15 protein-coding genes and 1 tRNA gene are annotated in these 19078 nt (G+C 45.9%); 14 read left to right on the top strand and 2 right to left on the bottom strand.

What is annotated here, in order from left to right; translation table 11 throughout:
* Positions 1-100: 100 nt before the first annotated feature.
* Entirely contained in the window at positions 101-1330 is a 1230-nt protein-coding gene (locus NST38_RS24225; RefSeq protein ID WP_036605884.1) for a CynX/NimT family MFS transporter, read from the bottom strand.
* 631 nt (positions 1331-1961) lie between these two features.
* Positions 1962-2035 (bottom strand) — tRNA-Arg (locus tag NST38_RS24220).
* Between the two features lie 189 nt (positions 2036-2224).
* On the opposite strand from NST38_RS24220, the gene NST38_RS24215 reads away from it, so the two are divergent.
* The 14 genes from NST38_RS24215 (at position 2225) to hemC (ending at position 19076) form a co-directional block, all read left to right on the top strand.
* Complete coding sequence (locus tag NST38_RS24215; protein WP_370511445.1) at positions 2225-3205, top strand: hypothetical protein; 981 nt, start codon at positions 2225-2227, stop codon at positions 3203-3205.
* Positions 3206-3343: 138 nt separating this feature from the next.
* On the top strand, positions 3344-4684 hold the full coding sequence (gene tig, locus NST38_RS24210; protein WP_076253317.1) for a trigger factor: 1341 nt from the start codon (positions 3344-3346) through the stop codon (positions 4682-4684).
* A gap of 379 nt (positions 4685-5063) precedes the next feature.
* The gene (gene clpP, locus NST38_RS24205) at positions 5064-5654 is read left to right on the top strand and encodes an ATP-dependent Clp endopeptidase proteolytic subunit ClpP (RefSeq protein WP_036605886.1); all 591 of its coding nucleotides are present in this window, start codon (positions 5064-5066) and stop codon (positions 5652-5654) included.
* A 12-nt stretch (positions 5655-5666) separates the two neighbouring features.
* Positions 5667-6920 carry an ATP-dependent protease ATP-binding subunit ClpX gene (gene clpX / locus NST38_RS24200; RefSeq protein ID WP_036605887.1) on the top strand — a complete coding sequence of 418 codons (1254 nt, stop codon included), beginning with the start codon at positions 5667-5669 and terminating at the stop codon, positions 6918-6920.
* 120 nt (positions 6921-7040) lie between these two features.
* Positions 7041-8138 carry a flavodoxin-dependent (E)-4-hydroxy-3-methylbut-2-enyl-diphosphate synthase gene (gene ispG / locus NST38_RS24195; protein ID WP_017692591.1) on the top strand — a complete coding sequence of 366 codons (1098 nt, stop codon included), beginning with the start codon at positions 7041-7043 and terminating at the stop codon, positions 8136-8138.
* A 167-nt stretch (positions 8139-8305) separates the two neighbouring features.
* Positions 8306-10060 (top strand): ATP-dependent protease LonB, encoded by a 1755-nt coding sequence (gene lonB / locus NST38_RS24190; protein ID WP_036605888.1) that lies wholly within the window; start codon positions 8306-8308, stop codon positions 10058-10060.
* An 86-nt stretch (positions 10061-10146) separates the two neighbouring features.
* Complete coding sequence (lon, locus tag NST38_RS24185; protein ID WP_036605889.1) at positions 10147-12486, top strand: endopeptidase La; 2340 nt, start codon at positions 10147-10149, stop codon at positions 12484-12486.
* Between the two features lie 156 nt (positions 12487-12642).
* Positions 12643-13299, top strand: coding sequence for a ribosome biogenesis GTP-binding protein YihA/YsxC (gene yihA / locus NST38_RS24180; RefSeq protein WP_036605890.1), 657 nt, complete (start codon positions 12643-12645; stop codon positions 13297-13299).
* A gap of 267 nt (positions 13300-13566) precedes the next feature.
* A complete protein-coding gene (locus NST38_RS24175; protein ID WP_036605891.1) occupies positions 13567-14154 on the top strand; it encodes a hypothetical protein in 588 nt (195 codons plus the stop codon).
* A gap of 335 nt (positions 14155-14489) precedes the next feature.
* The gene (gene speD, locus NST38_RS24170) at positions 14490-14891 is read left to right on the top strand and encodes an adenosylmethionine decarboxylase (RefSeq protein ID WP_036673526.1); all 402 of its coding nucleotides are present in this window, start codon (positions 14490-14492) and stop codon (positions 14889-14891) included.
* Between the two features lie 342 nt (positions 14892-15233).
* Positions 15234-16619, top strand: a complete 1386-nt coding sequence (hemA, locus tag NST38_RS24165) for a glutamyl-tRNA reductase (protein ID WP_036605893.1) — start codon at positions 15234-15236, stop codon at positions 16617-16619.
* A gap of 14 nt (positions 16620-16633) precedes the next feature.
* Complete coding sequence (gene ccsA, locus NST38_RS24160; protein WP_036605894.1) at positions 16634-17461, top strand: cytochrome c biogenesis protein CcsA; 828 nt, start codon at positions 16634-16636, stop codon at positions 17459-17461.
* Positions 17462-17466: 5 nt separating this feature from the next.
* Positions 17467-18117 carry a precorrin-2 dehydrogenase/sirohydrochlorin ferrochelatase family protein gene (locus NST38_RS24155; RefSeq protein WP_076253318.1) on the top strand — a complete coding sequence of 217 codons (651 nt, stop codon included), beginning with the start codon at positions 17467-17469 and terminating at the stop codon, positions 18115-18117.
* 2 nt (positions 18118-18119) lie between these two features.
* The gene (gene hemC, locus NST38_RS24150) at positions 18120-19076 is read left to right on the top strand and encodes a hydroxymethylbilane synthase (RefSeq protein ID WP_036605896.1); all 957 of its coding nucleotides are present in this window, start codon (positions 18120-18122) and stop codon (positions 19074-19076) included.
* Positions 19077-19078: the final 2 nt, after the last annotated feature.

Below are 19078 nucleotides of genomic sequence, written 5' to 3'. Positions count from 1 at the left end.
ATGGATTCAATTAATGAAGGAATTGTTCTATGCATAAACGGCCTCCATCCTGATTTGCAGGATGGAGGCCGTTTTGTTTTTTTATAAATGAATTGTATGACTAACCGATCATTCTATTTTTGCTGGCCTGAATCCCTGCGATTAACAAAGCGATGGCCAGAATGACCTGTATTAGCAACGGCAGGGTCCATCCTTTTGTCCAGTCATGAAGCATACCGAACAGTAAAGGTCCAACTGCCGCTAGCATATATCCGAAGGACTGGGCCATACCGGACAGGCTGGCAGCTTGTCTGGCATCTTTTGTGCGAAGGACGAAGAACATTGTTACCATGCCAAATGAAGCTCCAGCACCTATTCCTGCCAACGTGACACCAATGGTAACGAGCGAAGCGATGCCACTTAACAATAAAGCATACCCGACAATTAAAGAAGAGCACGTTATCGCGGTTAGAACACGCTGATCTCGCGTTCGGCCGGCGAGGATTGGAACGATAAAGGTAGCTGGTACACTAACCATCTGCATCAGGGAGAGCATCCACCCTGCTGAGGTGGGGCTGAATCCTTGCTCAGCAAGAATTTCGGGAAGCCAGGTAATCGTTGTATAGAATATTAGAGATTGCAGACCCATAAATAAAGTAATGAACCAGGCCAGGGAAGAGGTCCGTAGACGTACAGGTGTCCCTTCACTCTGTGTGGCTATGAATAACATTCGCTGACGTCCTGCGGCGATCTGGGGGAGCCACAAGAGAAGCGCCAATATGGACAACAAGGCCCACATGCCTAACGAAGCACGCCAACCCATAGATGTGGCTCCTGCTACGGGCACACTCACACCTGAGGCGATGGCGCCAAATATGTTCATGGATACAGAGTATAATCCGGTGACGATACCTACCCGTAATGGAAAATCACGTTTGATCAAACTTGGCAAAAGCACGTTGCTTAATGCAATGCCGCACCCCAAAATTGCGGTTCCTGCATATAAGGAGAGAACGGAAGGCAACAAGCGTAAGGCCACCCCAATGGTTACGATCATAACAGCCAATAGCAGAGCAGATTCGAGTCCTAAACGTTTGGCAAGACGTGGTGCAAAAGGAGAGACTGCTGCAAAGGCGAGCAAAGGAAGTGAGGTCAGAAGCCCGACCATCGTATGGCCGATACCTGTATCTGAGCGGATCATCTCCACTACAGGTCCGGTTGCTGTAATCGGTGACCTCATGGTAGCGGCGATGACGATAATGCCTGCTAATAACAGGCCGAATCTTTTGGATGTCGAAGAATGTTCTTCCTCGGTATGGATCGATGAGTGTTGCTGTATTGAAGATGACATTGATAAAATCTCCTGTTTTCTAAGAAGTTAATATGTATGGATTGTTACATAATCCACTCCGTAAGCATAACATTCTATGTCAATATTGAGCAATGAAATGAAAAAACACCTAATGGACAATGGGTGCCTTGACTAGCCTGTGAACTCTAACGAATCCACGAGGTCTTATAATGGGTAAAATCGCTATTTTCAGATTCTAACGAACCTCAGCGACGTTAATCAGGCTATGAAGCGCAAATAAGTGAGTTAATACCCCGGAATGGTGAAATAAGCTCTCTAAGATTCGTTAGAATTCCACAATGCTGAATTGGGAGCAAATAAAGTGTCCTATGTTCGTTAGAACGTCGGTACTTTCAACGCGTTGCTTATAGAGTGAGCAAACGCGGACGCTCCAATGCAGCGACATAGAGCATGTAACGAAGCGAATGCTCCGACGAACTGTTGGGGTTCTCATCCCTAGAACGCAAAAAAAGCTTCCCGAAGGAAGCTTCTTTTTATACGTCCCAGGAGGGATACTCTCCTTGCAGTCGAGACTGCGAAGTGGTGCTAACGAAGCGAATGCTCCGACGAACCATTGGGTTTCTCATCCCTAGACGCAAAAAAAGCTTCCCGAAGGAAGCTTCTTTTAATACGTCCCAGGAGGGATTCGAACCCCCGACCGACGCCTTAGAAGGGCGTTGCTCTATCCAGCTGAGCTACTGAGACATGAATTTTTTCAAGCAAAATTGATTTTATCATATGCATACAGGAATATCAAGCGTTTTATTTTGAATTATTTTTCGTATATGATATTTAGCGGCAGTAACGTTTTTTTCATTATATTTAAGGTTATGTTAGAATATCAGGAGAACTCAGAAAATAGATCAACAATCGTTTTAATATATACATCTATTTATGTTGATTCCGACTGGAGATTCAGGATATAGAGGAGGTGCTCCCATTAAGGAATCCACGACCCCGGAAACCGAGCATAACAACAATATTGTGCTGTTTCCTAAGACGCTGGACTATTACCAGATTCAATTGACAGTTATGCTTGAAAATGAACGGTATGGTGAAGCGATGAAATTGCTTCACTTTTTGCTGCAATGTCAGGGACAGGAAGAGCGCCATTATGATGAATGGCGGGCTCTGCTCGAATGGCTTCAGGCTGCGTTTCCTCAATATGAAGAAACCTCGCCTGCCGTTCTTGAAGAACGAGAAGAGGAAGAAGAGATTAGTGAGGAAGACATGGCACGGCAACATGCCCGAATGAAGCTTGAACAGGATGATGGTTATGCAGATAAGATGCTTCGCACAGTAATGGAGGAGCCGCTGTCTGAACAGACGATGCTGGCTTTGGAGCAGCTGGCCTATCTTGATCTACCGAAGATTGACGAGGCACTTACGAGTTGGTTAAAAGATAAGTCGCTTCACCCTCTGCTTCAATTTCGGGTGTTGCAAACCTTGCGTCGACGAGGTGTTCAAGGTATGATCCTGTTTACGAGAGGCGAAGAGCAGGTTGAAGTCGAGATCGACACCGTGCCTCTTAGACCAGAGGAATTCCCGCTCCAAATCGTTCAGATTCTGGAACGAGTGGCAGATCAGACGGAGGTTCATGAACCTACGCTCTTTTATTTTGCCCAGGAACTGTGGATACAATATGTCATGGCGGTGTATGGAACCCGTGATTATGTATCGATGCTGGAAGAAAATGATTCCATGACAGATATATGGGCAGCAGCTCTACATATGACCGTTGCAGACAGTCTGGGTGGTTCGCATGATGAGGAAAATACCCGCTCAATGTATGCTGTGACAGGCGCGATGCGCTTTCGACTGGAGCAGGCTTATCGTTCCATGAAACAGTTTGTATCTGCCGGTTTGGATGGTTAATCGAGGCCGGAAACGTTTTCCTTAAACTGTATCAAGGGATTCCCCTTGAAAAAGAATCTAATCTTGTTTATACTAAAATGGTTATTTTGTACGTGATTGCCTACGTGAACATGTGAATTTTGGAGGGGAAAGTATACAATGAAAGCAACTTGGGAAAAGATAGAGAAGAACCTTGGGGTTCTTGAGGTTGAAGTGGATGCAGATCGTGTAACTGCAGCACTCGACAAAGCTTTTAATAAAGTGGTTAAACAAGCAAACGTACCTGGATTCCGTAAAGGTAAAGTACCACGTTCCATTTTCGAAGCACGTTTTGGTGTAGAGAGCCTTTATCAAGAAGCAATCGATATTTTGCTTCCTGAAGCTTATACAGAAGCAATCGACCAAACGGATATCTTCCCGGTTGATCGTCCTGACGTAGATGTTGAACAATTTGCTAAAGGACAAACATTCAAGTTCAAAGCAAAAGTAACTGTGAAACCAGAAGTTACTCTTGGTGAGTACAAAGGAATCGAAGTTGCTGTAGCAAAAGGCGAAGTAACTGACGCAGAAGTGACTGAAGAACTTGAGCGTCTTCAACAACGTCACGCTGAACTCGTTGTAATTGACGAAGGTTCCGCTGCTAACGGCGACGTTGCAGTAATCGACTTCGACGGTTCCGTTGATGGTGTACCTTTCGAAGGTGGACAAGCTGAGCGTTATTCCCTGGAACTGGGTTCCAACACATTCATTCCTGGATTTGAAGAACAAGTTGTGGGTCTGTCCACAGGTGACTTCAAAGACGTAGAAGTGACTTTCCCGGAGAGCTACCATGCAGCAGAACTTGCTGGCAAACAAGCGATATTCAAAGTGAAAATTCACGAAATCAAACGCAAACAACTTCCTGCATTGGATGATGAGTTTGCTAAAGATGTTAGCGAATTCGACACACTTGAAGAGTACAAAGCTGATCTGAAAACACAATTGGAATCCCGTAAAGCTGACGAAGCCAAAGCTGCTCAAGAAAATGCAGTTGTAGAAAAAGTGGCTGAGAACGCTGAAGTGGACATTCCTTCTGCAATGGTAGAGAGCGAAGTACAAAACATGATGCGTGATTTCGACAACCGTCTGCGTAACCAAGGTATGAACCTTGAAATGTTCCTGAGCTTCTCTGGCCAGACTCAAGCTGACCTGAGAGGGCAAATGCAAGAAGATGCTTCCAAACGTGTTCGCAACAACCTGGTGCTTGAAGCTGTAGGTAAAGCGGAAAACATTGAAGTATCTGATGAAGAAGTGAATCAAGAACTCGAGAAAATGGCTGAATCTTACAAGCGTCCTGCTGATGAGATCCGTGGCATCCTCGAAGGTAATGGTTCCTTGGACAGCCTTCGCGATGAAGTTAAACTGCGTAAAACGATTGACGTTCTCCTTGAGAACAGCACAGTTGTTGAACCGGTTGAAGCTCCAGCTGAAGAAGTTGTTGCAGAAGCTGACGAAAAATAAGACAAGCTGTTATCAACTTGTCAGTTGAATAAACGATAAGGCACGTGAATTATTGCGTGCCTTATTTTTAAATTATGACATCCATTTTATAGAAAATGAAGTAATTATATGGATGAACACTAATTTTATTGATCCGCGTACACTTTTTACATACCTATGTACTTCATGCAAATAAAAAACGGCAAGACGGCATAGGATGGCTTCAATTTGCACATACATAGAAAACATGGTTAAATATGATCAGGCTAAAAAAGTAAACAAATTGATGTCTCACCCCTCTTGTGAAAAATGACATTGTCACAGGAAAGTGTTAGAATGAATTTGGGTTTGCTTTACAGGTGGCCTATGTCTAATTACATGTAGAAAAGAGGTTGGTCTCATGAGTCTGGTGCCAATGGTTATAGAACAAACCAATCGAGGCGAGCGGTCTTACGATATATATTCACGTTTGCTGAAAGATCGCATTATCTTTCTAACCAGTGCGATTGATGACGATGTAGCCAATCTTGTCATAGCACAGCTTTTGTTTTTGGCAGCCGACGATCCTGAGAAGGATATCAGCTTGTACATTAACTCACCTGGTGGTTCTGTCACCGCAGGGATGGGTATATACGATACGATGCAATTTATCAAGCCGGATGTATCTACCATTTGCGTAGGGATGGCAGCAAGCATGGGCTCGTTATTGCTGACAGCCGGTGCACCTGGCAAGAGATATGCGCTGACAAATAGCGAAGTAATGATTCATCAGCCGCTTGGCGGCATTCAAGGACAGGCTGCGGATATTAAGATACACGCAGAATGGATTATTAAAACACGTCAGAAACTGAATCAAATATACGTCGATCGTACGGGTCAGCCTCTTGAGAAAATTGAGCGGGATACCGACCGTGACTTCTTCATGAGCGCTGAAGAAGCTAAGACGTACGGCATTATTGACCAGGTGCTCAGTAGACCGATCAATTCCTAAAGGGGTGGTTTCATGTTTAAATTTAACGATGAGAAAGGGCAGTTGAAATGCTCTTTTTGCGGTAAATCTCAGGAGCAGGTACGCAAGTTGGTCGCTGGACCAGGCGTGTACATCTGTGATGAATGTATCGAACTTTGCACCGAAATCGTTGAGGAAGAACTTGGTCATGATGAAGAAGTAGACCTGAAAGATATTCCGAAACCAAAAGAAATTCGTAATATTCTGGATCAATATGTTATTGGACAGGAACAAGCGAAAAAATCATTGTCTGTTGCGGTGTATAATCACTACAAACGGATCAACACGCAAAGCAAGATCGAAGACGTTGAATTGTCAAAGAGTAACATTTTGCTGTTAGGACCAACAGGTTCTGGTAAAACGTTGCTTGCGCAAACGATGGCAAAAATTTTGAATGTTCCTTTTGCTATTGCGGATGCTACGTCATTAACAGAAGCGGGTTATGTAGGTGAGGATGTAGAGAACATCCTGCTCAAACTTATTCAAGCTGCTGATTATGATGTGGAAAAAGCAGAGCGTGGCATTATTTATATCGATGAGATTGATAAAGTAGCGCGTAAATCCGAAAACCCATCCATTACTCGTGATGTATCGGGCGAAGGTGTGCAACAGGCTCTCTTGAAAATTCTTGAAGGAACTGTGGCTTCTGTACCACCACAAGGTGGCCGTAAACACCCTCATCAAGAATTCATTCAGATCGATACAACAAACATCCTGTTCATTTGCGGCGGTGCCTTTGATGGTCTGGAGCAAATGATCAAACGCCGGATCGGTAAAAAAGTCATTGGCTTTAATACCGTTTCTGAGCAAAAAGATCTGAAACCAGGTGAATACCTGGGTATGGTATTGCCGGAAGATTTGCTGAAATTTGGTCTGATTCCGGAATTTGTAGGCCGTCTGCCAGTCATCTCCACTTTGGAGCCGTTGGATGAAGATACGCTGGTACGGATTCTTTCCGAACCAAAAAACGCGCTTACCAAACAGTACCAAAAACTGCTTGAACTGGATAATGTGAATCTGGTCTTTGAACCAGCTGCATTGCTTGCGATTGCAAAAGAAGCAATTAAACGTAACACAGGTGCACGTGGATTGCGTGCCATCATTGAAGGTATCATGCTGGAAATCATGTATGAAGTGCCTTCACGTGAAGATGTTACGAACTGTGTCATTACCGAGGAAGTTGTTGAGAAAAGAGTCGTGCCTGAACTAAGCCAATCGAAGGACGATAAGCAGGAAGAGAGCGCCTGATATAGGCCTCAATCCCGTTGAACTCTGAAATATAGACTTGTCAGTTCTCCACTTTGGCAGAAGGCGAATTCATGTCTCTGTCAGGGTGGAGCTTTGACGTTGTGGGGAGAGAAATCACTCATGTATTTAAGACAGGATACACGTCCCGTGAAAGTGGGAAACGTAACGATCGGTGGCAGTAACGAAGTCATTATCCAAAGTATGTGTACAACCAAAACAGCAGACGTTGAAGCAACGGTTGCAGAGATTCTGCGGCTGGAAGAAGCGGGTTGTCAAGTGGTACGTGTAACGGTGAATAATGAGGAAGCTGCCGCAGCCATCAAGGAAATCAAAAAACGCATTAATATACCGCTCGTAGCGGACATTCATTTCAACTATAAGCTGGCTTTACTTGCGATTGAGAACGGCATTGATAAAGTTCGGATTAATCCAGGTAACATCGGTAAACGTGCTAAAGTGGAAGAAGTGGTTAAGGCTTGTAAAGACCGCGGTATTCCGATTCGGATTGGAGTAAATGCGGGGTCTTTGGAAAACCATCTCCTTGAGAAGTATGGGTATCCTACGGCAGATGCTATGGTAGAAAGTGCATTGTATCACATTGGTATTTTGGAAGAGCTTGATTTCCATGATATCATCGTGTCTCTCAAAGCATCGGATGTGCCGATGGCAATTGAGGCGTATACCAAAGCAGCTCAAATCATTCCGTATCCGTTGCATCTCGGGATTACCGAAGCGGGTACATTGTTCTCCGGTACGATCAAAAGCTCCGCAGGTATGGGAGCCTTATTGTCCATGGGTATTGGTTCTACGATGCGGATCTCACTGAGTGCGGACCCGGTAGAAGAAATCAAGGTCGCTCGTGATCTGCTCAAAACATTTGGACTGATTACAAATGCAGCTACATTGATCTCCTGCCCAACGTGTGGACGTTTGGATATCGACCTGTTCTCCATTGCCAACGAAGTGGAAGAGTATATCTCCAAACTGAAGGTGCCGATTAAAGTATCGGTGTTGGGTTGTGCGGTTAATGGTCCAGGTGAGGCCAAAGAAGCGGATATCGGCATAGCCGGTGCTCGTGGAGAAGGTCTTTTGTTCCGTCATGGTAAGATGATTCGTAAAGTGCCTGAAGAAATCATGGTTGAGGAATTAAAAAAAGAGATCGACAAAATCGTCGAAGCCTACGAAGAGACAGGTGTTATTCCTGGTCGTTCGCACTGATTGATTCATATCTTGTTACAACAAAAGCTCGCCAGCGATGGCCGGCTTTTTATTTTCTCGCATACAAATTCCGTATCGCCCGTTTACGTCGCGTTGAAAAGGCTATACTACCAAGTATTAGCATGATCTCATATGAGAATAGCGACAAAATAGGAGGATGTGAAGACATGGAATTTGGTATGGTCATCATGTTGATTCAGTTATTTTTTGGAGTGGTGATTGGTTTGTATTTCTGGAACCTGCTGCGTGGCCAGAAAACAAACCGCAGTGCCGTTGAGCGTGAATCTCGCAAGGAACTGGAGAAGCTGCGCAAGCTGCGTTCGATCTCACTCACCAAGCCGCTGTCGGAGAAGACGCGTCCAGCTACCATTAACGATATTGTTGGGCAAAAAGACGGGCTGCGTGCCCTTAAAGCTGCTTTGTGCAGTGCGAATCCGCAACATGTTATCATTTATGGCCCACCCGGAGTCGGGAAGACAGCTGCCGCAAGGGTCGTTTTGGAAGAAGCTAAGAAGAATCCAACATCGCCTTTCAAGCCAGACGCCAAATTCACGGAGCTGGATGCAACAACAGCCCGTTTTGATGAACGTGGTATTGCGGACCCCTTAATTGGTTCGGTTCATGATCCGATATATCAGGGAGCAGGAGCCATGGGTGTTGCAGGTATTCCCCAACCTAAACCGGGCGCTGTCACGAAAGCGCATGGGGGAATGCTTTTTATTGATGAGATTGGTGAATTACATTCGATTCAGATGAATAAGCTGTTGAAAGTGTTGGAGGATCGCAAGGTGTTTTTGGAGAGTGCGTACTATAACTCGGAAGACACGCATACTCCTGCTTATATCCACGATATTTTTCAAAATGGCCTGCCGGCCGATTTCCGCCTTGTTGGAGCAACGACACGTTCGCCTCATGAACTGCCACCAGCTCTGCGTTCCCGCTGCATGGAAGTTTATTTCCGTCCTCTGTTGCCTGAGGAGATTGGGCGAATTGCAGAGGATGCTGTTCAGAAAATAGGGTTCAGTCCATGTCCGGATGCCGTTGATGTGGTCAAGCGATATGCAACCAATGGACGTGAAGCGGTCAATATCATCCAGCTGGCTGCTGGACTTGCGCTGACAGAGAAGCGTGAGACGCTTCAGGCGTCTGATGTGGAGTGGGTGGCGGGTAGCAGCCAGATTCAGCCACGACCTGATCGGAAGGTCCCTACACAGCCGCAGGTGGGTTTTGTTAACGGCTTGGCGGTATACGGACCGAATATGGGAACCATTTTGGAGATCGAAGTGTCTGCTGTTCCGGCTCTTAAAGATCAAGGCCGAATCAACATTACAGGCGTTGTGGATGAAGAAGAGATTGGAGGCGGTTCGCGTACACTCCGGCGAAAAAGTATGGCCAAAGGCTCGGTTGAAAATGTGTTAACCGTATTAAAAGCCATGGGTATTCGTCCGAATGATTACGATTTACACGTGAATTTCCCAGGTGGGACGCCTATTGACGGTCCATCCGCCGGGATCGCCATGGCGACTGCCATTACATCAGCCATTCAGAGGCGTCCTGTGGATCATGAGACAGCGATGACTGGCGAGATCAGTATTCATGGTCGGGTTAAGCCTATCGGTGGCGTGCTAGCCAAGGTGGAGGCTGCCTTTCAGGCAGGAGCGAAGACCGTTATTATTCCTGCGGAGAACTGGCAGTCCATTTTTGAGAATCTGGATGGCTTGCGCGTTATCCCGGTAGATACGGTACAGGACGTATTCCGTGAAGTGTTCGCCTGGGTCCCGGAATCACAACAGATGGAACAAACGAAGCTTGCAGAGGAGACAGTTGCACCTGCACCGGAGATTTTTCCGCCGGCATCCGCTTCCTATTTGCGTGCGGACGTGCCTCGTCCAGGACAGGTTACAGATTCGGGAAGCTGCTAAGCGCTTCCCTTCATTGGTTTTTTATGTGAACATTTGATAGAATAATGAATGACTACAACCTGAGAGCCATTGGAGGTGCGAAAGCGATGGGACCGAGCAAAGCGAAAGGTCGTCGTTTTCCTTTACTGCCTTTAAGAGGACTTCTCGTCTACCCGAGTATGGTACTGCATCTCGATGTGGGCCGGGAGAAATCGGTCAAGGCTTTAGAAAAAGCGATGGTAGAAGAACATCTGATTCTCCTATGTTCCCAAGCCGAAGTAAATATTGAAGAACCAACACAAGAGGACATTTTCAGAATCGGAACCGTGGCCAAGGTCAGACAGATGCTGAAGCTTCCGAACGGTACGATTCGTGTACTCGTTGAAGGCTTGGAACGGGCTGAAATTATTGAATATACGGACAACGAGGAATATTATGAAGTACTGGCTAAAGAGCTGCCTGAAGAGGAGAATACCCATCCGGAGACGGATGCCTTGATGCGTACCGTTCTGAACCAGTTCGAGAATTATATTAATCTGTCCAAAAAAGTGACACCAGAGACACTCGCAGCGGTGTCTGACATCGAAGAACCAGGGCGTCTGGCCGATGTCATCACGAGTCACCTGTCCTTGAAGATCAAGGATAAACAGGAAATTCTGGAGACCATCGACGTTCGGGAACGTCTGGAGAAATTGCTGGATATCCTGAACAATGAGCGCGAAGTGCTGGAGCTTGAACGCAAGATCAGCCAACGTGTGAAGAAACAGATGGAGAAAACGCAGAAGGAATATTATTTGCGCGAGCAGATGAAAGCGATCCAGAAAGAACTGGGTGAAAAAGAAGGCCGTGCGGGTGAGGTCGAGGAACTTCGCACTCAGATGGAAGAACTCGGCTTGCCGGACAAGGTGAAAGAAAAGGTCGAGAAAGAAATTGATCGACTGGAGAAAATGCCTGCAAGTTCAGCCGAGGGCGGAGTCATTCGCAACTACGTGGATTGGCTGCTTGGCCTTCCTTGGAGTCAGATGACAGCGGATGATCTGGATATCCAAAAAGCCGAAGATGTGCTCAATGCAGATCATTACGGACTGGAAAAGCCGAAAGAACGTGTGCTTGAATATCTGGCTGTCCAGAAGCTCGTCAAGAAGCTCAAAGGGCCAATTCTCTGTCTGGTTGGACCTCCAGGGGTCGGTAAAACATCACTTGCTCGTTCGATCGCCAGATCGCTAGGTCGGGAGTTTGTAAGAATATCTCTTGGCGGCGTGCGGGATGAAGCCGAGATTCGTGGTCACCGACGAACCTATGTAGGGGCTATGCCTGGGCGTATCATCCAAGGGATGAAAACGGCAGGTTCACTCAATCCGGTATTCCTGCTGGACGAGATTGATAAGATGGCTTCAGACTTCCGCGGAGATCCTTCCGCAGCGTTACTTGAGGTACTTGATCCGGAACAAAATAATACGTTTAGTGATCATTTTGTAGAATTGCCGTTTGACTTATCCAACGTTATGTTTATAACAACTGCCAACACGGTACACAATATTCCGCGTCCATTGCTGGATCGGATGGAAATGCTCAACATCCCTGGTTATACGGAACTGGAGAAGCAACAAATTGCGAAAAACTATTTGTTGCCCAAACAGAAGCAGGACCATGGTTTGGAAGAAGAGCAATTGGAAATCCCGGATGACGCGTTGTTGCGTGTAATTCGTGAATATACACGGGAGTCAGGTGTGCGTAATCTGGAACAGCAGATGGCTTCGTTGTGCCGGAAAGCTGCCAAGAACATCGTATCGGGTGTGGAAGGTCAGATTAACATCTCATCCGATGAGATCAAAGACTACCTTGGACCTGGCAAGTTCCGTTATGGTATGGCCGAACTGGAAGATCAGATTGGTACCGTAACGGGTCTGGCGTGGACTGAAGTGGGTGGAGATACCCTTATCATTGAAGTGACTGTTGTGCCTGGAACAGGTAAATTGACTCTCACAGGTAAACTGGGGGATGTCATGAAGGAATCGGCACAAGCCGCATTCAGTTACACCCGTTCCAAAGCTACACAGCTTGGAATTTCGCCTGACTTCCATGAGAAGAACGATATCCATATCCACGTTCCGGAAGGAGCGATTCCGAAGGATGGTCCATCTGCCGGGATTACGATGGCAACAGCGTTAATCTCAGCCTTGACGAACAAACATGTGTCCAAGGATATCGCGATGACTGGTGAAATAACACTGCGTGGACGTGTGTTGCCGATTGGTGGTCTGAAAGAGAAATCACTGGCAGCCCATCGTGCCGGCTATAAAAAAATATTATTGCCTAAGGATAACGAACGGGACCTGCGTGACATTCCAGACAGCATCAAGGAAGATGTGGAGTTTGTCCCTGTAGCCCATATGGATCAGGTATTGCAGCATGCACTTGTTGAGCAGACAGGAATTCACCTGTAATCCACGTATCCGAAAGGTTCGTATGAAGATTAGACCGTTCTGCGGAGGCTTCGGCGTCCGCTGGAACGGTTTTTTTGGTATGATAGAACAATCCATGGCATAATACCTTCAACAGGTGATGCATAGCACAGGTTTTCAAGAGAGGAAAGATACAATATGAAAGTAAATCAATCTGAATTTATTATCAGTGCCGTTCGGCCTGAACAATACCCCGAGGACGGTCTGCCAGAGATTGCTTTGGCGGGACGCTCCAATGTGGGGAAATCTTCCCTGATCAACCGTTTGATCAATCGTAAAAATTTAGCTCGGACGAGCTCAACACCGGGTAAGACACAGCAACTCAACTATTATAAAATTAATCAGGATCTCTACTTCGTCGATTTCCCGGGATATGGCTACGCTAAAGTTTCCAAAGAGCAACGCTTTGCCTGGGGTAAAATGATGGAGAAATACTTGTTGGGACGCGAGGAATTGAAACTGGTCATGCAGATGGTTGATATGAGACATGAACCGTCCAAAGAGGACAAGATGATGAACGAATGGCTTCGTCATAATGGACTGCCTTTGGTTGTTGTAGCAACCAAGATGGACAAGATTCCAAAAACACGCAGAGCCAAATATATCAAAGTCATTAAGGAATCACTGGGTCTTCGTTCAGGGGATTTGTTTGTGCCGTTTTCATCCGAAGAGGGATTGGGGAAAGAAGAGTTATGGGACATCATTACCCGCCATGCCCGCATAGATAAGTATGCACCAGTGCTGGATGCAGAGGGTGCTTCTGATGAGGAAGAAACCAACGGAATTAACGGATAACCGAGATAGTATACCGTTTTAGTGCAGGAAAGTGAGCATGCTAAATGAATCTTTGATGAGATCCAGATTAATCCGGTTTTTTAAGGAATTTCGTGAGAATTCATCATCTGGGTCTGGAGAAAAATAACGTTAGGGTAGTGTATAATGAGCATAGGTGCATATTGCCAACAGTACCAAAATTACCGGCCATGCCGGCCTGAAGAATTTTGAGATGACTGCTACATGTGCAGGAAGGCAAAACAATCGGGAAAGAATTGAGGGATTTGTATGGCTCAGCGGTTAGCCACAGAGTACGTTAAGGCCACTATGAAATTGTCAGAACCCCAGATGCATCAGTTTTTGCGCATGACAGAAGACGGCAGGCTTCATCACCGGGTTAAGGTGTTGGACAATGGTTGTCAGGAGGTTGTGCTGGGGGATGTAAGTGGAGAAGAAGTGCATTTCCCTTTTGACCGCATAGAAGGGTTTTATATCTGTGAATTATCTTGCCGCCTGGTGAATCTGCATCTGACCAACGTTGTCCGGAAGCTCTTTGTGACTTTTAAGGGTGACGGGGTCGTTCATCGGATCTATAAAGGGTTCACCATGACGTATGTTTATGCTCAAGGCACTGTCCGCAAAATTGTGGAGAAGACCGGGGAGAACACCCGAGTGATCTATGAATACAAAAATACGTTGCTTGAATTGCAACATCTGTTCCAGGCCAGAGATGTAGAACGCGAAATCAACCGTGTGTATGCCGAGATCGATTCACTGCTGGACACTAGAAAAGATGCGACTGCTGATCAGCTCCATCAGATTGATGAGACCCTTGCTCGTCATCAAAAACGGTTGTTTGAGCTTGAAGCTTATTAGCTTAAAATTGTATGTTTATAAACGTATATGTATATAATGAATTCCCTTGTATCTTCCGTGCAGTGGCACTCGCCAATGTGGAGGTTGCAGGGGGATTTTTTGATGTGAGATGGAATATTCCGAATTGGAAATATTTATTTTACAATCTTATGGAAAAGGGTTGATTTCACTCTGATTCAATGTTATTTTTAATCTCGTTGAAAACAATATAGGAACCAGGATTCACTCAGGACATTATATGTTGCGAGAGATTTTTCCCTCGGGAAGTGAATGACGTAGGTCCTAGCGGATGAAATTTTTCAAACATTTTATTCCTAGGAAGGGGGAACCGAAGGATGGAATATTCAACTTTCGGAAGACACGTTGCTGTTGATACTTGGGGTGTCGACTTTAATCTACTGAACAATGCAGAGTATCTGGAAGCCCAAATGGTTGAAGCAGCGGAGGCATGTGGTGCGACAGTGATGTCCGTACAGTCCAAGCAGTTTGATCCACAGGGAGCGACCGTACTTGTACTATTGTCTGAGAGCCATCTCTCCATTCATACGTATCCTGAGAGAGGTTTTGCAGCGATTGATTGTTACACTTGTGGGGAGACTGTAGATCCACAGCTTGCTATTGACTACCTGGTATCCGTATTAAAGCCTGAAAAAACGTATGCAAAGAAGTTGGTACGTGGTTTGGGCGAATTGCAAGTTGAAACACCAGACATGAACAATCAGACTGAACGGGTTTAAATAAAAAGTATATTGCATACACAATGTTCACATATCGGGATGGACACATAACCTCCCAAACTCAAATAGTCATGGAATAATTCCATGGCTATTTGTTTTAATATGCGTATCGTTATGAATATTCATAATCGACACTTTTTAACGCATAACGGTGAACTTTGGTGAGACACTACAATAAATGACAGTGCATATGATGATGAACATGGTGATTTCATAAACATTTCATAAAAATGACCCGGTCATGGCTATGATGTGTGATATAATTAACCTTGTCAATCATAAATGGATAGACATATGCAGTAAGCACTTTGATTGGAAATTTATTAGGCAGGTGAACTTGCAATGCACATCGTTGTCGTTGGTTTGAATTATCGCACGGCGCCTGTAGAGGTTAGGGAACGATTCACATTTGCAGAAAAGGATTTGTCTGAAGCGCTGCAGCAGCTCAAGCTGACCAAGAGTGTATTGGAAGGTGTAATCGTAGCCACATGTAACCGTACCGAGTTGTATGTTGTGGTGGACCGTCTTCACATGTGTGGTTATTTTATTCGAACATTCATGGAACAATGGTTTAACGTACCACGGGAAGAATTTACGCAACACTTATATATATATGAAGATGATCAAGCCATGCGCCATTTGTTCCGCGTCATCTGCGGACTAGATTCCATGGTCATTGGTGAGACTCAGATTCTTGGACAGGTGAAACAGGCTTTTCTTAAAGCGCAAGAAGAGAAATCAACAGGTACCTGGTTTAATATGCTGTTCAAACAGGCAGTTACGCTGGGCAAACGGGCACATTCGGAGACTTCCATCGGGGAGAGCGCCGTATCTGTCAGTTATGCTGCTGTTGAACTCGGTAAGAGGATCTTTGGCATGTTTACAGACAAGAAGGTGCTCATTTTGGGTGCGGGCAAGATGAGTGAACTAACCGTGAAACATCTCTATGCCAACGGGGCATCCGAGGTCATCGTGGCGAATCGTACGCTCGCAAGAGCTGAAGAATTGGCAGCCAAGTTCCGGGGGACACCTTGTACGATGGAACAGGCATTAGATCGACTTAATGAAGTTGATATTGTGATTAGTTCGACTGGAGCTGAACGTTATGTCATGGATGCAGCAGTGGTACGGGAGAGCATGAAGCGTCGTCAATCTCGTCCATTGTTCCTGATTGATATTGCGGTTCCACGCGATATTGATCCGGCGATTGGTGAATTATCCAACGTATTTCTCTATGACATTGATGATCTGGAAGGAATCGTGGAGAGCAATCTGGAGATGCGTAAGGTGGAAGCTGCCAAAATTGAGAGAATGATTGAGCTTGAGATGGAGGATTATTACCATTGGCTCAAAACGTTAGGTGTTCGTCCCGTTATTCGCGCTTTGCAGGAAAAAGGTGTCTCCATTCATGAAGAAACGATGGATAGCCTGTTTAATAAGCTGCCTGAGCTGGATGAACATCAACGTAAAGTCATTCGTCGTTTGACCAAGAGTATTGTGAACCAAATGACGACAGATCCGATTAATCGGATTAAGGAAATGGCAGGCACGAAGCAAGGTGATGAAGCTCTGCGCATGTTTACTCAGATTTTCGCTCTGGAAGATGCAGTAGAGATGGCCGCTGAAAAAGTGAGTCAGAGTGATGCTACAGCTCTGGCGAAACCAGCCGCTCACCTTAACGAAAACCGGCAAGACCCCGTGCCGGCTTATGCTCCGGCAGGCGTATAAGGCGGGTGGGCAGCTTGACCCTTGCTGAACAAGTTTATGAAGCTCTAATCTATATGTATGCCCTGAGCCTACTGTTCTATTTCTCGGACTGCATTCGACGCAATGCGGGGGCGAAGCGGACAGGCACAGGGTTTCTTGTCGTTGTTTGGGGACTGCAGGTAACGCATGTCATATTGCGCATGTGGACTGAAGGCCATTTCCCCATCTATACCACCTTTGATTTTTTGTTTATATTTTCATTCAGTATTGTGCTGATGTCTCTCGTCATGACTCGCATCCAGCGTTCCGAATTTGTGATTTTGTTGCTGAATGTTGTAGGTTTTTCCGTTACGGTATTAAACCGACTGTGGTTTACGGCCGGAGAGATATCACTGCATAACTGGCAAACGGTACATGGATTACTCATTATGCATATTACCTTGGCGAATCTTGGTTTTGCGGCGTTAACCGTTGCTACGGTATTTGCCATGTTATATCTGTTCCTGCACCGTAAGTTGAAGAAAAAAAAGTGGAATGATACGATGCGACGGATGCCAAGCCTGGAAGTGATCGGCAAATACATGGATGGTGCTAATTTCATAGGTACACCGCTCCTTGGCGTTTCTGTGATGCTTGCCGTATTATCCATTGTGGCTGAAAGACGCTGGATTCTACTCTTGGATCTCAAAGTTATTGCGACAGGTCTTGCTATAGCCATCTATGTGGGGTACTTCGTATCCAAGAGAAGGAAACAGTTCTCTACAATTATCATGGCAAGATGGACACTGATTGGGTACGGATTTGTCATTATAAGTTTTTTATCCAATGCGTATTCAGCGTTTCATCGTTGGACGGGAGAGTGAAGGGGATGGACCGTTACACGCCGATATTTGTGTATACTTCAGGCAAAAAGTGCTGCGTGGTTGGTGGTGGACGTGTTGCCGAACGTAAAATTAAGGGATTGTTGCATGCTGAGGCACAGATTACGGTCATTAGTCCGGAGCTTACTCCCGTATTAAAACAACTGCATCATGAATCCCGAATTCAATGGATAGACCGGTCCTACCGCAATGGAGATTTGCGGGGGGCCTTTCTCGTATATGCAGCGACTGACCGTTCAGAGGTCAATTCAACTGTGGTTCGGGATGCTGAGGCTGCGGGCATACTGGTGAATAACGCGATGTCTTCGGAGCACAGCAGCTTTATTACACCAAGCGTGGTAAGGCGTGGGAGATTAAGTATAGCCATATCCACAGCAGGAGCGGGACCGGCAGCAGCTGCGGAGATACGTGCCACACTCGAACGACAGTTCGGTGATGAGTATGAGACGTACCTTGAGTTTTTGCACCAGATGAGGACTGAGGTGAAGTCACGCGTATCTTCTTCAAGTCTCAGAAGTACGTTGCTTCGGCAATTAACTGAAATGCACATATTAGAAGATATTCGTACAGGCCATTTTCGGTGGTGGACCGAAGAAGAAATCGGGGACTGGATATCCCGTAATGAGGAGGATGTGTAGATATGCGTACAATTAAAGTTGGAAGTAGACAGAGCGCGCTTGCGCTAACCCAGACAGGCCATGTCATTCAGGATTTACGCGATATTTGTGAGCGGGAAGGATTAGCTTTTGACTTTGAAGTACATAAGATTGTTACCAAGGGAGATCTCATTCTGGATGTAACGTTGTCAAAAGTGGGCGGCAAAGGTCTGTTTGTCAAAGAGATTGAACAGGCGATGCTTGATCGTACGATTGATATGGCTGTGCATAGCATGAAAGATATGCCTTCCGAGTTACCCGAAGGATTAATCAATGGTGCTATTCCTCGTCGTGCAGATCCACGGGATGCGCTGATCTCCAATGGTGGACTTACTCTGGATCAACTGCCAGAAGGAGCTAGAGTCGGAACAAGCAGTCTGCGCCGGTCGAGTCAATTAAAGGCCTATCGTCCAGATTTGCAATTGGAATCGATTCGCGGCAATATTGATTCCCGTTTGCGGAAGCTGGAGACCGAAGGATTCGATGCGATTATTCTGGCAGCTGCAGGATTGTACCGTATGGGCTGGGAAGACCGGATCACAGAGTACCTGACGGAAACAGCTTGCCTTCCGGCAGTGGGTCAAGGCGCGCTTGGTATCGAATGTCGTGAAGACGATGAGGAACTATTGCACTTGCTACAGCTGTATAACGATCCCGAGACAGCATTTCCTGTACAGGCGGAACGCCGTTTTCTCAGTGTATTGAATGGGGGCTGTCAGGTTCCGATCGGTGCTCATGCGGTGTGGGTGCCTCAGCAAGATGCAGATTCCCTGAATGGTGAAAACACGTTACAATTAACAGGTATGGTCGGCACGCCGGATGGTGGACTGATTCTTAAGGAAGCTATGATCGGCAAGGACCCGGTTCGTCTGGGTGAAGAAGTGGCGTGGAGATTGATCGAACGGGGAGCAGAGCAGATACTGGCAGAAGTTAGGGGATGAAG

The organism is Paenibacillus sp. FSL H8-0104 (assembly GCF_038050215.1).
Classification (GTDB): Bacteria; Bacillota; Bacilli; order Paenibacillales; family Paenibacillaceae; genus Paenibacillus; species Paenibacillus amylolyticus.
The sequence above is the reverse complement of the archived record's forward strand: the minus strand, read 5'-3'. Positions and strand labels throughout refer to the sequence as shown.

Bases quoted from the DNA above. Each gene is read 5' to 3' on its own strand.
- clpP (WP_036605886.1), top strand. From the start codon at position 5,064: ATGAGTCTGGTGCCAATGGTTATAGAACAAACCAATCGAGGCGAGCGG.
- lonB (WP_036605888.1), top strand. From the start codon at position 8,306: ATGGAATTTGGTATGGTCATCATGTTGATTCAGTTATTTTTTGGAGTG.
- NST38_RS24225 (WP_036605884.1), bottom strand. From the start codon at position 1,330: ATGTCATCTTCAATACAGCAACACTCATCGATCCATACCGAGGAAGAA.
- speD (WP_036673526.1), top strand. From the start codon at position 14,490: ATGGAATATTCAACTTTCGGAAGACACGTTGCTGTTGATACTTGGGGT.
- hemC (WP_036605896.1), top strand. From the start codon at position 18,120: ATGCGTACAATTAAAGTTGGAAGTAGACAGAGCGCGCTTGCGCTAACC.
- hemA (WP_036605893.1), top strand. From the start codon at position 15,234: ATGCACATCGTTGTCGTTGGTTTGAATTATCGCACGGCGCCTGTAGAG.
- ispG (WP_017692591.1), top strand. From the start codon at position 7,041: ATGTATTTAAGACAGGATACACGTCCCGTGAAAGTGGGAAACGTAACG.
- NST38_RS24155 (WP_076253318.1), top strand. From the start codon at position 17,467: ATGGACCGTTACACGCCGATATTTGTGTATACTTCAGGCAAAAAGTGC.
- NST38_RS24215 (WP_370511445.1), top strand. From the start codon at position 2,225: ATGTTGATTCCGACTGGAGATTCAGGATATAGAGGAGGTGCTCCCATT.
- NST38_RS24175 (WP_036605891.1), top strand. From the start codon at position 13,567: ATGGCTCAGCGGTTAGCCACAGAGTACGTTAAGGCCACTATGAAATTG.
- yihA (WP_036605890.1), top strand. From the start codon at position 12,643: ATGAAAGTAAATCAATCTGAATTTATTATCAGTGCCGTTCGGCCTGAA.
- clpX (WP_036605887.1), top strand. From the start codon at position 5,667: ATGTTTAAATTTAACGATGAGAAAGGGCAGTTGAAATGCTCTTTTTGC.
- tig (WP_076253317.1), top strand. From the start codon at position 3,344: ATGAAAGCAACTTGGGAAAAGATAGAGAAGAACCTTGGGGTTCTTGAG.
- lon (WP_036605889.1), top strand. From the start codon at position 10,147: ATGGGACCGAGCAAAGCGAAAGGTCGTCGTTTTCCTTTACTGCCTTTA.